At 52.1% G+C, this 17,836-nt stretch carries 16 protein-coding genes; 12 read left to right on the top strand and 4 right to left on the bottom strand.

All coding sequences use genetic code 11. From position 1 onward, the window contains the following. Nucleotides 1-448 precede the first annotated feature (448 nt). Together Q9292_RS06805 and Q9292_RS06800 are read right to left on the bottom strand one after the other, a co-directional pair. Nucleotides 449-1,459: an NAD(P)/FAD-dependent oxidoreductase gene (locus tag Q9292_RS06805; RefSeq protein ID WP_313986253.1), complete on the bottom strand. Its 1,011-nt coding sequence runs from the start codon at nt 1,457-1,459 to the stop codon at nt 449-451. Between the two features lie 73 nt (nt 1,460-1,532). Beyond that, nucleotides 1,533-3,509, bottom strand: coding sequence for a cation:proton antiporter (locus Q9292_RS06800; RefSeq protein WP_194749709.1), 1,977 nt, complete (start codon nt 3,507-3,509; stop codon nt 1,533-1,535). 224 nt (nt 3,510-3,733) lie between these two features. On the opposite strand from Q9292_RS06800, the gene Q9292_RS06795 reads away from it, so the two are divergent. The 5 genes from Q9292_RS06795 to Q9292_RS06775 are packed head-to-tail and all read left to right on the top strand — an operon-like array spanning nt 3,734 to nt 8,360. After that, a complete protein-coding gene (locus Q9292_RS06795) occupies nt 3,734-4,735 on the top strand; it encodes a KpsF/GutQ family sugar-phosphate isomerase (protein ID WP_313986376.1) in 1,002 nt (333 codons plus the stop codon). Nucleotides 4,736-4,760: 25 nt separating this feature from the next. Further along, nucleotides 4,761-5,384 (top strand): LPS export ABC transporter periplasmic protein LptC, encoded by a 624-nt coding sequence (lptC, locus tag Q9292_RS06790; RefSeq protein ID WP_194749711.1) that lies wholly within the window; start codon nt 4,761-4,763, stop codon nt 5,382-5,384. Between the two features lie 22 nt (nt 5,385-5,406). Further along, nucleotides 5,407-6,057, top strand: a complete 651-nt coding sequence (lptA, locus tag Q9292_RS06785; protein WP_194749712.1) for a lipopolysaccharide transport periplasmic protein LptA — start codon at nt 5,407-5,409, stop codon at nt 6,055-6,057. Between the two features lie 8 nt (nt 6,058-6,065). Continuing rightward, complete coding sequence (lptB, locus tag Q9292_RS06780) at nt 6,066-6,809, top strand: LPS export ABC transporter ATP-binding protein (protein ID WP_194749713.1); 744 nt, start codon at nt 6,066-6,068, stop codon at nt 6,807-6,809. 6 nt (nt 6,810-6,815) lie between these two features. Then, the gene (locus Q9292_RS06775; protein WP_275356460.1) at nt 6,816-8,360 is read left to right on the top strand and encodes an RNA polymerase factor sigma-54; all 1,545 of its coding nucleotides are present in this window, start codon (nt 6,816-6,818) and stop codon (nt 8,358-8,360) included. 45 nt (nt 8,361-8,405) lie between these two features. On the opposite strand, the gene tyrS is transcribed toward Q9292_RS06775, so the two are convergent. After that, on the bottom strand, nt 8,406-9,644 hold the full coding sequence (gene tyrS / locus Q9292_RS06770) for a tyrosine--tRNA ligase (RefSeq protein ID WP_313986250.1): 1,239 nt from the start codon (nt 9,642-9,644) through the stop codon (nt 8,406-8,408). Between the two features lie 124 nt (nt 9,645-9,768). On the opposite strand from tyrS, the gene Q9292_RS06765 reads away from it, so the two are divergent. After that, the gene (locus tag Q9292_RS06765; protein WP_194749777.1) at nt 9,769-10,896 is read left to right on the top strand and encodes an anhydro-N-acetylmuramic acid kinase; all 1,128 of its coding nucleotides are present in this window, start codon (nt 9,769-9,771) and stop codon (nt 10,894-10,896) included. Nucleotides 10,897-11,079: 183 nt separating this feature from the next. Continuing rightward, nucleotides 11,080-12,369: a citrate synthase gene (gene gltA / locus Q9292_RS06760; RefSeq protein WP_275356458.1), complete on the top strand. Its 1,290-nt coding sequence runs from the start codon at nt 11,080-11,082 to the stop codon at nt 12,367-12,369. A 53-nt stretch (nt 12,370-12,422) separates the two neighbouring features. Here gltA and speD read toward each other — a convergent pair whose 3' ends face one another. Next, nucleotides 12,423-12,794 carry an adenosylmethionine decarboxylase gene (speD, locus tag Q9292_RS06755; protein WP_313986246.1) on the bottom strand — a complete coding sequence of 124 codons (372 nt, stop codon included), beginning with the start codon at nt 12,792-12,794 and terminating at the stop codon, nt 12,423-12,425. Between the two features lie 125 nt (nt 12,795-12,919). On the opposite strand from speD, the gene Q9292_RS06750 reads away from it, so the two are divergent. From Q9292_RS06750 to Q9292_RS06730, 5 genes are read left to right on the top strand one after another with little or no spacing between them, the layout of a single operon-like run. Further along, nucleotides 12,920-13,918, top strand: a complete 999-nt coding sequence (locus tag Q9292_RS06750; protein WP_313986244.1) for an SPFH domain-containing protein — start codon at nt 12,920-12,922, stop codon at nt 13,916-13,918. 12 nt (nt 13,919-13,930) lie between these two features. Beyond that, a complete protein-coding gene (locus Q9292_RS06745) occupies nt 13,931-15,886 on the top strand; it encodes a DUF4178 domain-containing protein (RefSeq protein WP_313986242.1) in 1,956 nt (651 codons plus the stop codon). Between the two features lie 13 nt (nt 15,887-15,899). Beyond that, nucleotides 15,900-16,043 carry a hypothetical protein gene (locus tag Q9292_RS06740; RefSeq protein WP_156171694.1) on the top strand — a complete coding sequence of 48 codons (144 nt, stop codon included), beginning with the start codon at nt 15,900-15,902 and terminating at the stop codon, nt 16,041-16,043. A gap of 15 nt (nt 16,044-16,058) precedes the next feature. Continuing rightward, nucleotides 16,059-16,274, top strand: coding sequence for a DUF350 domain-containing protein (locus tag Q9292_RS06735; RefSeq protein WP_049639492.1), 216 nt, complete (start codon nt 16,059-16,061; stop codon nt 16,272-16,274). Further along, the gene (locus Q9292_RS06730; RefSeq protein ID WP_313986238.1) at nt 16,267-17,835 is read left to right on the top strand and encodes a polyamine aminopropyltransferase; all 1,569 of its coding nucleotides are present in this window, start codon (nt 16,267-16,269) and stop codon (nt 17,833-17,835) included. The genes Q9292_RS06735 and Q9292_RS06730 overlap by 8 nt, the downstream gene beginning before the upstream one ends. Nucleotide 17,836: the final 1 nt, after the last annotated feature.

Below are 17,836 nucleotides of genomic sequence, written 5' to 3'. Positions count from 1 at the left end.
GGAGCTCAGACAGTCGCTCCCTTCTTCCTTACTTTGTTTCCGCTACTCAGCGTGATGGGATTTATCTCGTCAAAGTCACACTGTTGAAATTTGGACCGTTCAAAAATTAATTCTTTTTTAATTCACGGACGCTAGCAGTCGCATGGTTTTCTGGGCCCCCATCTGACGCGCCGAGCAACGCAGGGTTGGCGGGAGTACTCGGCCATCAGCTGTCCGAGCTCCGCAGTGGCTTGCGTCTTGTGCAAGCCGCCAGGGCGAGTTTCGATGGCCGCTCGGCAAGCAGAGTAGCACAGGAAACAAGCGGAAGCTGGGGTGCACTTTCTTTTGGTTACTTTATCTTTGAGTGCAAGCAAAGAAAAGTAACTCGCCTAAAGGCGAAAAGGAAAGTTGGTTAGTATGCCGAAGCAGACCCACTGTTACCAAAAAGTTAAAGAATTACCTTCTTTACTTAAGCCAACAATGCCGCAATCCGCCTCGCGCATTCTGGTGCCATGGTGACACCATAGCGAAAATGACCGGTATTCAAATACAGATTTTCAATGTTTGGATGACGGCCTATGGTCGGGATATTGTGCGGCGTGCCGGGGCGCAAGCCACTCCAGTGTTTGATCACTGATTGCCCTCGCAAGGCTGGCAGAATCGCCTCGGCTTTTTGCAGCATTTCCTGACGCATGCTTTCAGTCACCCCGGTATCAAAACCGACATCTTCCAGACTACTGCCGGCTAGCAAGTGCCCATCGCGGCGTTGCAGCATGTAAAAACCTTCACGGTAAAGAATATGCGGTAGCAGGCCAGGGGACATCTGATACAACAGCATTTGCCCGCGCATGGGTTTGATCTCCAGACTTAGAGCGGTTTGTTTGAGTAGCTCAAAACTCCAGGCGCCGGAGGTGACGACAAAATGGTCGGCCGACAAGGTGTCGCCCGTTGTGGTTTGCCAGGTGTGGATGCTGGAAGCACCTTCTTGCAAAGGCATGAGTTGTGTTTGTTCGCGCAGAGTGACGCCATGCTTGATCAACCAGGCTTTGAGCGATTGTAGCAGGCGCGGGTTACGGATTTGCACCACTTCAGGAATCAGCAGGTTATCTCCTTGCAACTCTGCTTGCAGTCCATAGCGCTGGCACCAGTCGAGGGCTGCTTGCTGGTCAAACGGCGGCTGGATCAGCATGCCGCTACGCGTGCATTCGGGGTCTATACCGGTTTCGGCAAAGAGCTCTGCACTGACGGCTGGATAGGCGCGCGCACCAGCCAGCGCCAGCTCGTTGACAATCTCCTGATAAAACCATGGCAACAGCGGAAAAGCGATGCCCGCCCCAGCCCACGAAGACTCCCCTGACGTTTGCGCAGCGACGATATTGCGCTCAACCAGCGTGACGGTGTGCCCTTGTTTCTTTAACTGCATGGCAGTGAGGCAGCCTACGATGCCACCGCCGACCACGACCACTGAAGTGTTTGCCATAAGACCCGGTATTTAAAATGAAAAAGCCTGAGGCCCCGAGCTGCAACAGTCAGGGCCTCAGGCCTCTATTGTCTTACGGTTTACGGCCAGAAATCAAATAGACTTCCATGGCGATCAGGGCGGCATTGCTACCGAGCAGGACCAGAATATCGCCTTCGTTGAGAATAATATCCGGTCTGGGTGCAATCGGTTCTGGCATATTGGTACGCCTGAGCTGTTTGACCTCGACCGCAAAATCCTCAAACGGGATATGGTCCAGGCGCAAACCATGCGCATAAAAGTTTTTATACATCTCTACCGAATGCAGTTGTGGCAGAGCGGCGGTGGTCGTATCCGCATCACTCACGCCACGGAAGTAACCTTTGAACATTTTGTAACGCTCTTCGCGGAACAGACGGATACGTTTGACCACGCGGTTAAGCGGAATCCCCAGCGTGACCAGTGCATGCGAGGCAAGCATGAGGCTGCCCTCCAGAATTTCTGGCACCACTTCTGCCGCCCCGGCATCTCGCAGCAAATCCATTTCACTGTCATCATGGGTGCGCACAATCACGGGCAGGGTCGGATATTTCTCCTGGATCACATGCAGCACCTTCATGGTGCCACGCGTTTCGGCATAGCTGACAATCACCGCTTTGGCCCTGGCCAGCCCGGCCGCCTCAAGCACAGAGCGGCGGCCTGCATCGCCGTAAATCACATTTTCACCGGCGGCGGCGGCTTCCTGAACGCGGCTGGCATCCATATCCAGTGCCACATAGGGGATATTTTCTTCGCGCAAAAAGCGGCCCAGATACTGACCACTGCGGCCATAGCCGCAGATGATGACATGGTCGCGCAAATCGAGGCTGTGCTCCTGAATAGTCTCCACCACCTTGTAGCTATTACGCGTATAACTCTTGACCAGTTTGCGCGCAATCCTGCCGTTATATTGAATAATGAACGGCGCCACCAGCATAGAAAGCACGGCCACGGACAGCACCAGCTGTAGGGACTCGCCGTCGATCAAATGCGTTTGCAAGCCCAGGGCCAGCACCACAAAACTGAACTCCCCCGCCTGGCCAAGAATAATGCCGGTACGGACGCCCACGCCCATCTCAAAGCCATACAACTTGGTTAAAAAGGCAATCAGGCCAATCTTGAACACCAGGAACAGGGCTAACAGGAAAACAATCAATACAATATGATTGATCAGTACAGAAACGTCGAGCAGCATGCCGACGCTGATAAAAAACAGACCCAGCAAGATATCGCGGAAAGGCGCAATATCTGATTCAACCTGATAACGGTATTTGGTCTCGGAAATCAGCATCCCGGCGACAAAGGCCCCCAGCGCAAAGGACAAGCCGACATAGTTGGTGGCTGCCGCCATCAGCAGGGTCACCATCAGCACATTGAGCACAAACAACTCGCGTGAGCGCTGTTTGGCGACCAGCTCAAACCAGAAGTTAAGGATGTTTTTCCCGAACTTGAACAGTAAAAACAGCAGTACAGACGACTTGAACAGCGTCAGCCCCAGCACATCCAGCCAATTATCGCTATGCGAGCCTAGCGTCTGGATCAATACCAGAATCGGAATCACGGCCAGATCCTGGAATAGCAGCACGCCGATACTGAGACGACCATGCCTGGAGTTCAGGTCTACACGCTCCATCAGAATTTTGGACACAATCGCGGTCGAGGACATGGTGATGGCCGCACCAATGATAAAAGCAGAAGTCAGGCTGAGCCCGGCCACTTTGCCCAGCACCAGACTGGCCAGCAAGGTCAGCACGACCTGTCCGCCCCCTAGCCCGAACAGCGTTTTTCGCATGGCATACAGCTTAGGCAGACTAAACTCGAGACCGATGCTAAACATCAAAAACACGATACCAAACTCGGCCACCTGGCGACCGGACTCTTCATCCTCCAGCAAGCCCAGGGCGTGCGGGCCCAGCACGATGCCGATGACAAAATAGGCCAGCATGGCAGGCAAGCCGAGGATGCGGAACAAGCCCACGGCGAAGACCGAGCTGGTCAGCAGTAATAAAAGATGTATCAGGGAATCAAACATGCAAAGCTCTAACGCATTTATACCAAGCCGGTCAAACAGGGGTTTGATCGCCATCAGCCAGCGCTGAAGGGTCAAGGTCTATTATGAAACGCAATTGTTTCAGGATGATGCATCGTGCCACAAAACTTTGTTTTATGCAAAAAATGTGCCTGAGAATAAAAAAACCGTAAAAAAAGGGTGTTTTACTTTATTGTCAGGCAACTCGCTTGTTATACTTACCCGCCATGATGACAGCAAATTCCGGCATCCATCTTGTTAAAACACCCGATATCGTGTCGCGCGCACGAGGGGTGTTGTTGCACGAAGCCGATGAAATCAGGCATCTGGCAGACCGCATTGGCTCGGCTTTTGAGGCCGCCGTCCATATGATTCTGGCCTGCAAGGGCCGGGTGGTGGTCACGGGCATGGGCAAATCTGGCCATATCGGCGGCAAAATTGCGGCCACCTTGGCCAGTACCGGCACACCGGCGTTTTTCATGCACCCGGCCGAGGCCAGCCACGGCGACTTGGGCATGATTACGGCAGAAGATGTGGTGATCGCGCTGTCCAATTCTGGCGAGAGTGATGAAATTATTAATATTTTACCGGCGATCCGCCGCATCGGTGCTCGGGTGTTGAGCATCACGGGCAGCGAAGACTCCACCTTGTCACGTGAGTCGGAAGTGCATTTGAGTGCTGCCGTGAGCCATGAGGCTTGCCCACTCGGCTTGGCTCCCACAGCCAGCACGACAGCGGCCTTGGCCCTTGGCGATGCTTTAGCACTCTGCGTGCTGGATTTGCGTGAGTTCACTGCGGAAGACTTCGCCCGTTCGCATCCCGGTGGCAGCTTGGGCAGACGGCTACTGGTGCGCATCAAGGATGTCATGCGTACCGGCGAGGCCGTGCCCCAAATTGATCAACACGCCTCCATTCAGGAAGCCATCACGCAAATTTCACTCAAGGGCATGGGCTTCACGGCTATTGTGGACCACGCGCAACGCCCAATAGGCATTTTTACCGATGGCGATTTGCGCCGCTTGTTTATGCAGGGCAAGAACAATCCACAGGCATCCATTGATTCCGTGATGAACAAACAGCCGTATTTGCTGGAGACGAATCAGATGGCGGTTGAAGCAGTTAACATGATGGAGCAGCACAAAATAAATGGCTTTTTGGCAGTCGATGCCCAAGGGCAGTTGGTAGGGGCATTCAATATGCATGACTTATTGAAAGCCAAAGTCGTTTAGCTTATACAGGCATTAGAATTCAGGCATGCTTAAACACCCCATTTTGTTGCCGATTGCGTTAATGCTGTTGCTGGCGCTGCTGACCTTCTGGATTAACCAGAATGTGCAAGAGCAAGCACTCAAAATGAACATACTTAATCGCCAAGCGCCGGACTACATGTTGTACAACTTTGTGAGTACCCGCACGGATGCGTCCGGTAATACCAAATATGTGCTGGCGGCCGCAAAAATGCGCCACTTTCCTGCCAATGACTATACAGAATTGCAGCGGCCACGCTTTACCCAGTTTGGCCTGAACAAGCCTTACACGCAAATTTATGGTCAGCAAGGACGTGTTTCCGCCAATGGTAAACTGGTCGAGTTTAGCAAACAGGTCAAGGTGATCCGCCAAGCCTCCGCCACCAAGCCAGAAACACAAATGCAAACCGAGCGGCTTTGGCTGGAGCCGGATACCGAGGTAGCACACACAGACCAGCCGGTGGTCATCCGCCAAAAACCGGCGACAGTGATTACAGGCACGGGCATGCGTTTTGATAACCGGGCTGATACCATGCAATTGTTTAACCGGGTACATGTGCATTATGAGCGTCCACCCGTCGCCAGCAATTTGGCAAGCCCGGCCCAGGCGTCAAACACAGAACGCCAATGACCGTTGATTATGGAGAAATGAGTTGAACACGCACAAGCCCTTATTTTTAGCGATCTGCATGAGCGTATGGGCGCTATTGTCCATGCCGCTGAGTGTGCTGGCCGAAGAATCCGACCGAGATCAACCGATAGAGCTTGAGGCGGATACCGTGACCGTGAACGATGCTAAAAAAATTAGTATCTACACGGGCAACGTGATTCTTAATCAGGGCACTTTGCAAATCAAGGCGGACAAAATGATCGTACGCGAGGATCAGGACGGCTTTCAACATAGCACCTGTACCGGCAACCCCACCACATTCAAGCAAAAACGTACCGGTAAAGACGAGTGGATGCAAGGCAGTGGTCAACGTATCGAATACAACGCCCGCATGGATAAAGTGCAACTGTATACCAATGCCTGGGTTAAACGTGGTGAAGACATCGTGACCGGGGACTACATCAGCTACGACGCCAATGCCGAGTATGCCGAGGTGATTGGCGGCACCAAAGCCAACCCGAACGGGACGGCTGGCAGCCGCGTCAAGGCCACCATACAGCCTAAAAATAAAACCACACCGCCTGTCATTGACAACAAGCCAACCTCTCAACAGGGATTACGGATGAATCGCTCCTTGCAACTCAAGGTCGAACCTGCCCCTGCCGAAAACACTGGTGAGCAAGGCAAAGAGTAAGCTTAAAGATGGAAACCATGGCAGCAGATCAGAACCATTTGCAGGTTAACCGCCTGAAAAAAACCTATCAGGGCCGTACCGTCGTCAAAAACACGACGCTTGAGTTACGCAGTGGCGAAGTGATCGGCTTGCTGGGTCCCAACGGGGCAGGCAAAACCACCAGCTTTTACATGATTGTAGGGTTGGTTGCGCTGGATGAAGGCAACATTACGCTGAATGGCGCCGACGTGAGCCGCGCGCCCATGCATGAGCGCGCGCGCATGGGCTTGGCTTATCTGCCCCAAGAAGCATCCATTTTCCGCAAGCTCAGCGTAACCGACAACATCCTCGCCATTCTTGAAACCCGTCCCTATACGGAAGAGCAACGTGAGGCGAGGCTTGAATCCTTGCTGGATCAATTGCATATCCAGCACATCCGCAACAGTCAGGCCGTCAGCTTGTCTGGTGGCGAACGTCGACGCGTTGAAATTGCGCGCTGCCTGGCCACTGACCCTAAATTTATTTTGCTGGATGAACCGTTCGCCGGGATTGATCCGATTGCGGTGATCGAAATCCAGAAAATCATCCGCTACCTGAGCAGTCAGAATATTGGTATTTTAATCACCGACCACAATGTGCGCGAAACGCTGGATATCTGTGACCGCGCTTATATTGTCAATGAAGGCGCTGTGTTTGCAGCAGGCACGCCCGATGAAATCATTCAGAACGAAGGTGTGCGTGAAGTGTATCTGGGCAAGAATTTTAGGCTGTAATCCGTCATGAAACAGAACCTGCAATTACGTATTTCGCAAAATCTGGCGCTGACGCCGCAGCTGCAGCAATCGATCCGTTTGCTGCAACTTTCCACGCTGGAACTGAACCAGGAACTGGAAACCATCCTGCAGGAAAACCCGTTACTGGAAATGTCAGACGGTGAAGAAGGCGAGTTTGAAGATAACACACCGCCTCCCCCCACTGTAGAAGCTGAGCCGACAGATGCCAGCTCGTTTGACATGGCAACGCAGCAAGAGATCACCGCACCGGCAGAAAGTCTGCGTGAAGACTTGCACGATGAGCTGGGCGGGAGCGAGAGCGACCTGCCCAATTTAAACGAGGAATTCACGCCGCCAGAGTTTGAAGATGATTATGAAGAGTTTGGCAGCACCAGCAACTGGGACGAAGCCGGACGCAATCATCAGGAAGACGAAGACAGTGACTTTTCCAGACAGGAAACCACCAGCATCAGTTTGCGCGAGCATCTGATTGATCAGATACAACTGGCACATTTATCGCAACGTGACATGAGCCTGGTCAAACTGCTACTGGATAGCATCACTGATGATGGCTATCTGGAGCAAGATCTGCAGGAGATTGTGGAGCACTTGCCACTCGAACTTGAGGTCGAGCTGCTGGAACTGGAAACCGCCCTCAAGCTGATCCAGAATCTGGACCCTGTAGGCGTAGGTGCGCGCGATTTACGCGAGTGCCTGCTCTTGCAACTGACGCGTTTGCCGCAAGAAACGCCACACTTGCAAACCGCCATTGCCATTGCCAAAGACCACCTGGCGCTGCTTGCCAACAAAGACTTTGTCAAACTGCGCAAGGTGCTTGGTTGCGATGAAGCGGTACTCAAGGCGGCGCAGCACCTGATCCGCCAGCAAAACCCCAGACCCGGCAGCGAGTTTTCCAGCTTTAGTCACGATCACTTTATCCAGCACGATGTGGTGGTTAAAAAAATCAAGGGCATTTGGGTCGCCTCCTTAAATGATGGCGTGATCCCCAAACTGCGCATCAACCAGATGTATGCGGACATCCTCAAGCGCAACCGCGAGAGTTCAGGCCAATACCTGCAAAGCCAGATGCAGGAAGCCAAATGGATGATCAAGAATATCCAGCAGCGTTTCTCGACCATTTTGCGCGTGTCGCAAGCCATTGTAGACCGCCAACGCAACTTCTTTGAGCATGGTGAAATAGCCATGCGCCCACTGGTACTGCGTGAAATCGCCGAAGAACTCGACTTGCATGAAAGCACAGTTTCACGTGTCACCACGCATAAGTATATGCTCACACCGCGTGGCGTCTATGAACTCAAATACTTCTTTGGCAGCTCGGTAGCCACAGACGCAGGCGGCTCCTGCTCTGCCACCGCCATCCGAGCCTTGATCAAGCAAATGGTGGCCGAAGAAAACCCGAAAAAGCCTTTGTCGGACAACCAGATCACCGACACACTGGCACAACAAGGCATCGTCGTTGCCCGCCGTACCATAGCCAAATATCGCGAGTCCCTTAATATTCCGCCCGCGAACTTGCGCAAAACGCTCTAAACAAAAAAGGCCGCAGATGCGGCCTTTTTTGTTTCTCAGCTCCGATCACCTGATTGTGATCTTGGCAAATTTACGTTTACCCACCTGTGCGATCACTGTCACACCTTTAGTCAAAGGCAGATTCTTATCATCCACCTTGACGCTGTCGAGCTTGACGCCGCCTTGCTGCACTGCGCGCATGGCTTCACTGGTGCTTTCAACCAGGCCCGCCTGTTTTAACAATTGGCTAATGCCGATGCTGTCGCCTTCAATGGTCACTTCAACTTCGGGCACGTCATCCGGGATGCCGCCTTTGGCACGGGTCTGGAAGTCCTGCAAGGCTTTTTCAGCCGCGGCTTGACCATGGAAACGCGCCACAATTTCTTGGGCAAAGCCGACCTTGATATTGCGGGGGTTTGCGCCACTGGCGACTTGCGCCTTCCATTCGGCAATGGTTTCCAGCGTCGCAAAAGACAGCAAATCAATATAGCGCCACATCAGTTCATCTGAAATCGACATGATCTTGGCAAAAATAGTCTCTGGCGCCTCGCTAATGCCAATGTAGTTACCGAGTGATTTGGACATTTTATTGACGCCATCCAGCCCTTCCAGCAGCGGCATCATCAGCACACATTGCTGCGACTGGCCGGCCTGCTTTTGCAATTCACGCCCCATGAGCAGGTTAAACTTCTGGTCGGTACCACCGAGCTCAAGATCCGCTTGCAGGGCGACCGAATCATATCCTTGCAGTAACGGGTACAGAAACTCGTGAATCGCAATCGGTTGATTACCCTTGAAGCGTTTGGAGAAGTCATCGCGCTCCAGCATGCGGGCCACGGTATGGCTGGCAGCCAGCTTGATCATCCCCGCCGCACCGAGTTCACTTAACCAGTTGGAGTTGAAAACAATCTCGGTTTTGGTAGGATCCAGTATTTTAAAGACTTGTGCAGCATAGGTATCGGCGTTGGCCTTGACCTGCTCCACGGTTAAGGGTGGACGGGTGGCGCTTTTGCCAGTCGGGTCACCAATCATGCCGGTAAAGTCACCGATCAGGAATAAAATCTGATGGCCCAGATCCTGCAACTGGCGCAATTTATTAATGAGGACGGTATGACCCAGGTGCAAGTCGGGCGCGGTAGGGTCAAAGCCAGCTTTCACACGTAACGGCTTGCCTGTTTTCAGTTTCTCGACCAGCTCCTGCTCGATCAGTAACTCATCTGCGCCACGCTTGATAATGGCCAACGCCTTGGCAATTTCTGGGCTCAATGCTGGCACTTCAGATGAGGGTTGTTTGGTATCGGTCATGCGGGTATCCGTCAAATACAACGATGCGCACTGATGGCACCGTCTCAAATAAGTAAAACAGCTATTTTAACGTAATCCCATGCATTTCTGTAAGCGCGGCTGGAGCAGTGTTAAAATGACACCCATGCAAGTTTCTGCCGATCGCTCCCAGCCACGTTTGTTTATTGGACTGATGTCTGGCACCAGCCTGGACGGGGTGGATGCCGTGCTCACCTCGCAATGGGGCGAGCAACTGAGACAAACGGCCACCTATTTTCTGCCCTACCCTGACGCGCTTAAACAGCGTCTACTGGCCTTGCACACGCCCGCCAATAACGAGTTACACGAGGCCGCAGTGGTTGCTAACCAGCTCGCAGAACTCTACGCGCAAGCCGTCAAGCAACTGCTTAAGCTCGCCGACATCCGTGCCGAGGCCGTGACAGCCATCGGTTGCCATGGCCAGACCATCCGGCACTGTCCGACACTGGCAGAGGGCATGGCATACACCATACAATTGGGCAACCATGCCCGCTTGGCAGAATTAACAGGGATCACGGTCATTGGCGACTTCAGAAGTCGCGATATTGCCGCCGGCGGCCAAGGCGCACCGTTAGTGCCGGCCTTCCACCAAGCGGTGTTTACGAGTGCAGACAGGCATCGCGTCGTCATTAATATCGGCGGCATTGCCAACTTGAGTGATCTGCCAGCACACGGACAAGTCACAGGCTTTGACTCGGGACCCGGCAACCTGCTCATGGATGCCTGGACGCAGCAACACACAGGCCAACCCTATGATGCGGGCGGGCACTGGGCAGCTGGCGGGAAAATTAATCCAGACTTGCTCAATGCGATGCTGGCCGATCCTTATTTTGCACTGACCGCACCTAAAAGTACGGGACGCGACCTGTTTAACGACACCTGGTTAATGCAACTGCTGCATCAGTACCCCGACGGTGCACAAAATGTGGCGCGTACCTTGCTTGAGTTAACAGCAGTGAGCATCACCGATGCACTGACGCGATTCTGCCCAGGGGCTCAGGAAGTCTACGTCTGTGGGGGTGGTGCACATAATCTGGCCTTGCTGAATAGACTGCAGGCGCTGTCTGGTCAGTCCATACAGCTGACGGATCAATTGGGCGTTGGCGTGGACTGGGTGGAAGCGGTCGCCTTTGCCTGGCTGGCGCAACGCTGTGTAGATCATTTGCCGGGCAATTTGGCCGCGGTAACAGGTGCGGCTGGGCCACGTATTCTGGGTGCCGTTTACCCCAACTAAGCACCGGCAACGACGCGTAGCAATGATTCCCAAAAGCAGTGCAAACGCACCAGTGACTTGATTACATCTGGTGCAGGCTTTTGATTGTTTTTTTAACTTTTCCGCGACAGTCACCGCACAAGCGGTGATAAAACAAAACGATTGCGTATAATTTAACCAACTTGATTAAAGACTGAGTACGTTATGGCTACCAAGGCGACCATTACATTTGACAACGATAGTAGCGCAATTGAGCTACCGGTACTAAAAGGCTCACTGGGCACGGATGTGATTGATATCCGCAGCCTGGGTAAACATGGTTATTTCACGTTTGATCCTGGCTTTATGTCTACTGCATCGTGTACGTCTGGCATTACCTTTATTGATGGTGAAAAAGGGCTGCTTTACTACCGTGGCTATCCGATTGAGCAACTGGCCGAGAACTGTGACTTCCTTGAGGTCTCCCACCTGTTGCTGCACGGCGAACTGCCGGATAACAATCAACGTGAGGAGTTCGTGAGCACCATCAGCGAACACACCATGTTGCACGACCAGATGAGCAATGTATTTCGTGGGTTCCGCCGCGATGCGCACCCGATGGCGGTCATGATCGCGGTCGTAGGCGCCATGGCGGCTTTCTATCCAGACAACAACAATGTGTCCGACCCGGAATCACGTAAAGTGGCTGCCATGCGCCTGCTGGCCAAAGTTCCCACCATTGCCGCCTGGAGCTATAAGTACAACATCGGCCAGCCATTCATGTATCCCAAAAACAAATTGGGCTACGCCGAAAACTTTATGCACATGATGTTCGCCACGCCCTGTGAAGACTATGTGCCCAACCCGATTCTGGCCCGTGCGTTTGAGCGGATTCTGATTCTGCACGCAGATCACGAGCAAAACGCTTCTACCTCTACCGTGCGTCTGGTCGGCTCCAGCGGCGCCAACCCGTTTGCCTGCATCGCAGCCGGCATCGCCTCGCTATGGGGCCCCTCACACGGTGGCGCCAACGAAGCCACACTTAACATGCTGGAAGAAATCGGCGACGTCAGCCGCATCGGCGAATTTATCAAACGCGCCAAAGACAAAACCGACAGCTTCCGCCTGATGGGCTTTGGTCACCGCGTTTATCGCAACATGGACCCCCGCGCTTCTATCATGCGAAAAACCTGCCATGAAGTGCTCAATGAACTGGGCCTGCACGATGACCCGATGTTCAAACTGGCGATGGAACTGGAAAAAATTGCGCTTGAGGACGAATACTTCGTTTCGCGCAAACTCTATCCAAACGTGGACTTCTACAGTGGCATCGTCATGCGCGCCATGGGCATCCCCAATTCGATGTTTACGGCGATTTTTGCCCTGGCCCGCACTGCAGGCTGGATTTCACAATGGTGTGAGATGAATGCCGACCCCGAACAGAAAATTGGCCGCCCTCGCCAGTTGTATGTGGGGTCTGAACGTCGGGAATTCGTTCCTTTGCATCAGCGTTAACATAGCAGCATAAAATAAAAACGCCGGATTTCTCCGGCGTTTTTATTTTAGGATTATGCTCGTTGCACCTCGAACCGATCTACATGCCCCGGAGAGAATGCAGCGATCACTGCCTCAAACACGCGGCTCGCCTTGTCTGAATTGTCCTCTTGATAGTTGCAGACAAACACATCCAAAGTCACATAACGCGACTCCGGCCACGTGTGTATCGTCAAGTGGGACTCCGCAAGGACCAGCGCACCAGTCACACCCTGCCCCTGACCAAAGCCATAGAAGCTCTCGCCTACAATAGTCAATCCTGCATCACTGACCACTTTTCGGCAAAAGTGCTGACAGTGGTCTACACGGGTCATCAAGGTCAACCCTGGATCCACCTCATGTAAATTGGCCATCAAGTGTAATCCACTATGCGCGAATCTTTTCATAAACGAACTGAAGCAATACAACGATCACTATTTTGAAGTATATTTACAATAATTGGTCGATTCGCATTGTATAGTAATTTTGCGTTAACCATGTCCAGTCAAATAAAAACAAACAGGGAGCCAGAGTGGGTATTTTTGACTTTGTAAAAAAACAATTTGTTGATGTCATCCAGTGGACGGAAGAGGGTCATGGTGTACTCGCTTATCGTTACCCCATGATGGATATGGAGATTCAGTACGGCGCCCAGTTAACCGTAAGGGACTCGCAAAGCGTATTGTTTGTGAACGAAGGTCAAATTGCCGACAGCTTTGGTCCTGGTTTGCATACCCTCAACACCAAAAACTTGCCGCTACTGACCAATTTGCAGCATTGGGACAAGCTATTCGAGTCCCCATTCAAGTCAGATGTGATTTTCTTTAGCCATCGTTTGCAACTTGACCGCAAATGGGGCACCCCCAATCCGATTACCCTGCGTGATCCAGAGTTTGGCATGGTCAGATTGCGGGCTTTTGGCATCTACAGCTACCGCCTGAGCGATACAGCTTTGTTTTATAAAGAGGTGTGCGGCACACAAGGGGTCTACACCGTCGAAGAGCTGGATGGTCAACTACGTAATGTGATGATCGCTGAACTCACACAACTGTTTGCCAGTAGTAAACTCCCTTTTATTGATATGGCCGCCAACCAGGGCCAGCTGACGCAAGCCTTGCATGCCCAAATGACGCCTGTATTTGCGCGTTACGGTCTGACTCTGGACAATCTTGCAGTGGAAAACATCTCGCTTCCGGAAGAGCTTCAGGCTGTGCTGGATAAACGTATCAGTATGAATATGGTGGGCGATTTGAATCGGTATACCCAATACCAAGTCGCTGATGCGATTCCGTTAGCCGCGCAAAATGAAGGTGGCATGGCAGGGGTAGGCGCGGGCATGGGCGCAGGGCTGGTGATGGCACAAAATATGGCCCAGGCGATGGCACAACCGGCTAACGCGGCCACGCCAACCGCCACACAGGACGAGATTATTACCACACTAGAGAAGCTGCATACCTTGGTCAGCAAGGGGGTGTTGACTCAAGCTGAGTTTGACGCCAAAAAGGCTGAGCTGCTGGGTCAAATTAAATAAAGCGTTGTTGCTGTGATACGGTATAGTCAGTGCCCGGCTTGCGGCGCCAAAGTCCACTTTCGTGCCAGCACGACGCTGTTGATGGTCTGTGAGTATTGCCAGAGCACGTTGCTACGCAACGATATTAATCTTGAAAATCTGGGCAAAATGGCCGAACTGCTGCCAGATCGCAGCTTGTTACAAATTGGCAGTAGTGGTATCTATCTGGGCGATGGCTTTACAGTGATCGGCCGCCTGCAGTTTCAACATGAAAGTGGCCTTTGGAACAGCTGGCATTTGCTATTTGATCATGGCAAGACCGGCTGGCTCTCTGAGGCTTCAGGCAATTACTCCCTGAGTTTTCAGGTCAATGAGGGACTTCCTGATCTTCCGCTTGAGCGCTTCGTTCCGGATTTAAGCGTACCGGTCAACGGCCAGCGCATGTCCGTGATTCGTGTTGAAACTGCCAAATGTATTGCCGGACAGGGCGAGCTATCAGCTGCAGTGCCAGTAGGCCATACCTTGCACTTTGTCGAACTGGCTGTTGCACAAACCTATGCCTCTCTTGAGTTTGATGGTGCGAAGCCCACGCTTTATATGGGACAGGCAGTTGAATTAACCGCACTTCACCTGCAAAACCTGCGAGACCTTGAACAAAGCGCGATTCAGATTTCCAGCCGTCAGCTGCAATGCCCGGCTTGCGGCGGAAACCTGAACTTCCGGCTACAACAAGCACTGACCATCACCTGCCCCCATTGCGCCACGGTCCTGGATTCCCGCAATGACAAACTGGCAATCCTGCTCAAACAATCCAACAAGCTGCAACAATTAAACCGATTACCGATTCCACTCGGGAGCATTGGCCGCTTTGAACGCGCAACGTTTACAGTGATAGGCTACCTGCGCCGCTCTACCAGAGCCTCGGGCTTATTACACTACTGGGAAGAGTATCTACTCCACCATCCCGGCTATGGTTTTCGCTGGCTGGTCTGTAGTCAAGGCCATTGGAACCTGCTTAAACCCGTCCTCAAGGCCCCGTCTATCAGTAAAGGCTACACAGGGGACACCATCGCCATGCTGGAAGGCGAGACTTACCGCCACTTTGCCAACTACAAGGCAAAAATTGACCGGGTGGCGGGTGAGTTTTACTGGCGGATAAAGGTAGAAGACAGCGCCTCTCTGGAAGATTACATTGCGCCACCTTATTTACTCAGTAAAGAGTTGCAAGGTAAAGAAATCAACTGGAGCCAAGGGGAATACCTGCAGCCAGAACAAGTCAATGACGCCTTTGAGGGCAAACTGCTGCTTACGCCGCCAAAGGGCGTGTTTGCCAATCAACCTTGTCCGTATGAACCATCGGTCGATGCCTGGTTAAAAAACACGCTACTCTTTGTTGTCCTAGTCATCGTACTGCAATGCTGGTTTGTATTTGAATCCCGTCAGGAAGTCGTATTTAGCAAGGTCATGGAAGTCAGCGCTGTAGACAGCAGCGACTGGTCAAACTATCGTACGCTTAATCCAGAGAGCGCAAACCTGGAAAGTGAGCCATTTGAGATCCATTCAAACCATGGCAATGTGGTGATTGATATTGATGGCAATCTGGACAATAGCTGGTTGTTCTCCAGTATCAGCCTGGTCAATCTGCAAAACGGGCTGACTTACAGCAGTAGTCGCGAAATCAGCGATTATTCTGGCTACGATGGGGGCGAATACTGGCGCGAGAACGATAGCCATACAGACGTGGTTTTTAGCGCGGTTCCACCAGGACGTTACCAATTACAGGTTGAAGCAGAAAGTGAGCGTAGCTATGGCAGCGTCAATGCCAGAAAAACCCAATACCTGCGTGTGATTGCCAATGTCCCGCTCTGGCAGAATTTCTGGTTTGTGCTGATTTTCTTGCTCATTGGCCCAGCGCTCTTTTACCATTTCAGGCACCATTTTGAGCAGCAACGCTGGGCTGAAAGCGATCACCCCATGAATAATACCTGACAGGATACATCCCATGTGGCTCAGAATTTATCAATTGACGGCGATGATGGCAATCGCCTACTTTTGCAAACTGCAATATGACGGTGAACCTTTTTGGCAAAGAGATGATGCCATGCATGTCACCCGCGGCGGTTCGCATGAAGCCAACCATAAGTAAACAAAAGGAAGCATTATGGATACACTGTTACTGACTAATCTGCAAAATTCGGTCATTTTTTCATTACTAGGTGTAGTGATTTTCTGGCTGTGTTTTGTCATCATCGACAAAATCACGCCTTACCAACTGTGGCGGGAAGTGGTAGAAAAAAATAATCTGGCACTGGCAATCATTGTAGCGGCCATGTGTATAGGCATCGCCATGATTATTGCCGCCGCCATTCATGGCTGATACGGGCACTTCAACCACCAATCAACTGAGCGTGCATGACAAGGTGCTACGGCAAGCGCTGTTTGCATCTGTGTTTATTATCGCGTCATGCGGACTGGTATATGAATTAGTCGCTGGCACCGTTTCCAGTTATCTGCTTGGCGACTCGGTCACGCAGTTTTCCACGGTCATCGGCGTCTATCTCTTTGCGATGGGCGCAGGTTCATGGGCGTCCAAATATATTCATCAACATCTGGTCAAACGATTTATAGAGCTGGAGTTGCTGGTCGGACTGACAGGTGGGTTTTCCGCAGTCATTTTGTTTCTAGCCTTTGCCCAGATTGGCTACAACGGTGGCCTTGCCTTTCATGCTATTTTATACATACTGGTATTTGTGATTGGCCTGCTGGTAGGGTTGGAGATCCCGCTGGTCATGCGCATTCTGGAAGCGTCACTGACCCTGAAAGAACTGGTTTCCAGAGTGCTGACATTCGATTATCTGGGGGCATTGGCAGTCTCACTGGCTTTTCCATTGTTTCTGGTTCCCCATCTGGGATTAATGCGTACTAGTCTGGTGTTCGGACTCCTCAATGTCGCCGTTGCTGTCTGGGCCATCCAGTTATTTGGCGTGCAATTGCGACAACGTCGTCAATTGTTGATCGTTGCAGCCCTGTCCAGCACAGCACTGGTCGCTGGCCTGATCTTTGCTGAGCACCTGACCCGCTACAGCGAAGAAATGCTGTTTGAAGACCGCATTGTATTTTCAAAATCGACACGCTATCAGCGCATGGTGCTGACGCAATGGCGTGATGACACACGGTTGTTTTTAAACGGTAATTTACAATTTTCCTCCCGGGATGAATACCGTTACCATGAAGCGCTCATACACCCGGCTTTAAGTGCCGTCTTGCATCCTCGCAACGTGCTGGTACTAGGTGGTGGAGATGGGCTCGCCTTGCGCGAGATTTTGAAATACCCCTCCATCGAGCAGGTGACGCTGGTCGATCTTGACCGGGAAATGACAGACACCTTTAAACATAACCTGCGATTAAGCCAACTCAACGCGCATGCTTTTGACTCACCCAAGGTTAAGGTCATTACGGCAGATGCATTTGTCTGGTTGGACCAGCAATCCGGTTTTTATGATTTCATCGTCGTCGACTTTCCTGACCCGACCAATTTTGCGCTGGGCAAACTCTACACGACCAGCTTTTACCAGCTGATTGCCGCCCATCTTTCGCAACACGGGCTGGCAGTGATTCAATCGACCTCACCCCTCTATGCCAGACAGTCGTTCTGGTGCATCGTTAACACCATTGCGAGTGCCGGATTGCATACCACGCCTTACCACACGCTAGTCCCGTCATTTGGCGAGTGGGGTTATGTGATTGCTAGTCACCAGTCCTATCAGCCACCCGCCCGGATTGAAATCAGTGGCTTGAAGTTTATTCAAGCCCAGACGCTGCCCAGCTTATTTTACTTTCCACCTGATATGCAAGTCGTTCCTGCCGAGATCAACCGCTTGAACAACCAGCACCTCGTGCATTACTACGAGCGCGAATGGAATCATCAGGGCCCCTAAG

It is taken from the genome of Methylophilus sp. VKM B-3414 (assembly GCF_032248435.1).
Lineage (GTDB): Bacteria > Pseudomonadota > Gammaproteobacteria > Burkholderiales > Methylophilaceae > Methylophilus > Methylophilus glucosoxydans.
This window is presented reverse-complemented; position numbering and strand designations above follow the sequence as displayed.

Bases quoted from the DNA above. Each gene is read 5' to 3' on its own strand.
- Q9292_RS06805 (WP_313986253.1), bottom strand. From the start codon at position 1,459: ATGGCAAACACTTCAGTGGTCGTGGTCGGCGGTGGCATCGTAGGCTGC.
- Q9292_RS06800 (WP_194749709.1), bottom strand. From the start codon at position 3,509: ATGTTTGATTCCCTGATACATCTTTTATTACTGCTGACCAGCTCGGTC.
- Q9292_RS06795 (WP_313986376.1), top strand. From the start codon at position 3,734: ATGATGACAGCAAATTCCGGCATCCATCTTGTTAAAACACCCGATATC.
- lptC (WP_194749711.1), top strand. From the start codon at position 4,761: ATGCTTAAACACCCCATTTTGTTGCCGATTGCGTTAATGCTGTTGCTG.
- lptB (WP_194749713.1), top strand. From the start codon at position 6,066: ATGGAAACCATGGCAGCAGATCAGAACCATTTGCAGGTTAACCGCCTG.
- Q9292_RS06775 (WP_275356460.1), top strand. From the start codon at position 6,816: ATGAAACAGAACCTGCAATTACGTATTTCGCAAAATCTGGCGCTGACG.
- tyrS (WP_313986250.1), bottom strand. From the start codon at position 9,644: ATGACCGATACCAAACAACCCTCATCTGAAGTGCCAGCATTGAGCCCA.
- Q9292_RS06765 (WP_194749777.1), top strand. From the start codon at position 9,769: ATGCAAGTTTCTGCCGATCGCTCCCAGCCACGTTTGTTTATTGGACTG.
- gltA (WP_275356458.1), top strand. From the start codon at position 11,080: ATGGCTACCAAGGCGACCATTACATTTGACAACGATAGTAGCGCAATT.
- speD (WP_313986246.1), bottom strand. From the start codon at position 12,794: ATGAAAAGATTCGCGCATAGTGGATTACACTTGATGGCCAATTTACAT.
- Q9292_RS06740 (WP_156171694.1), top strand. From the start codon at position 15,900: ATGTGGCTCAGAATTTATCAATTGACGGCGATGATGGCAATCGCCTAC.
- Q9292_RS06735 (WP_049639492.1), top strand. From the start codon at position 16,059: ATGGATACACTGTTACTGACTAATCTGCAAAATTCGGTCATTTTTTCA.
- Q9292_RS06730 (WP_313986238.1), top strand. From the start codon at position 16,267: ATGGCTGATACGGGCACTTCAACCACCAATCAACTGAGCGTGCATGAC.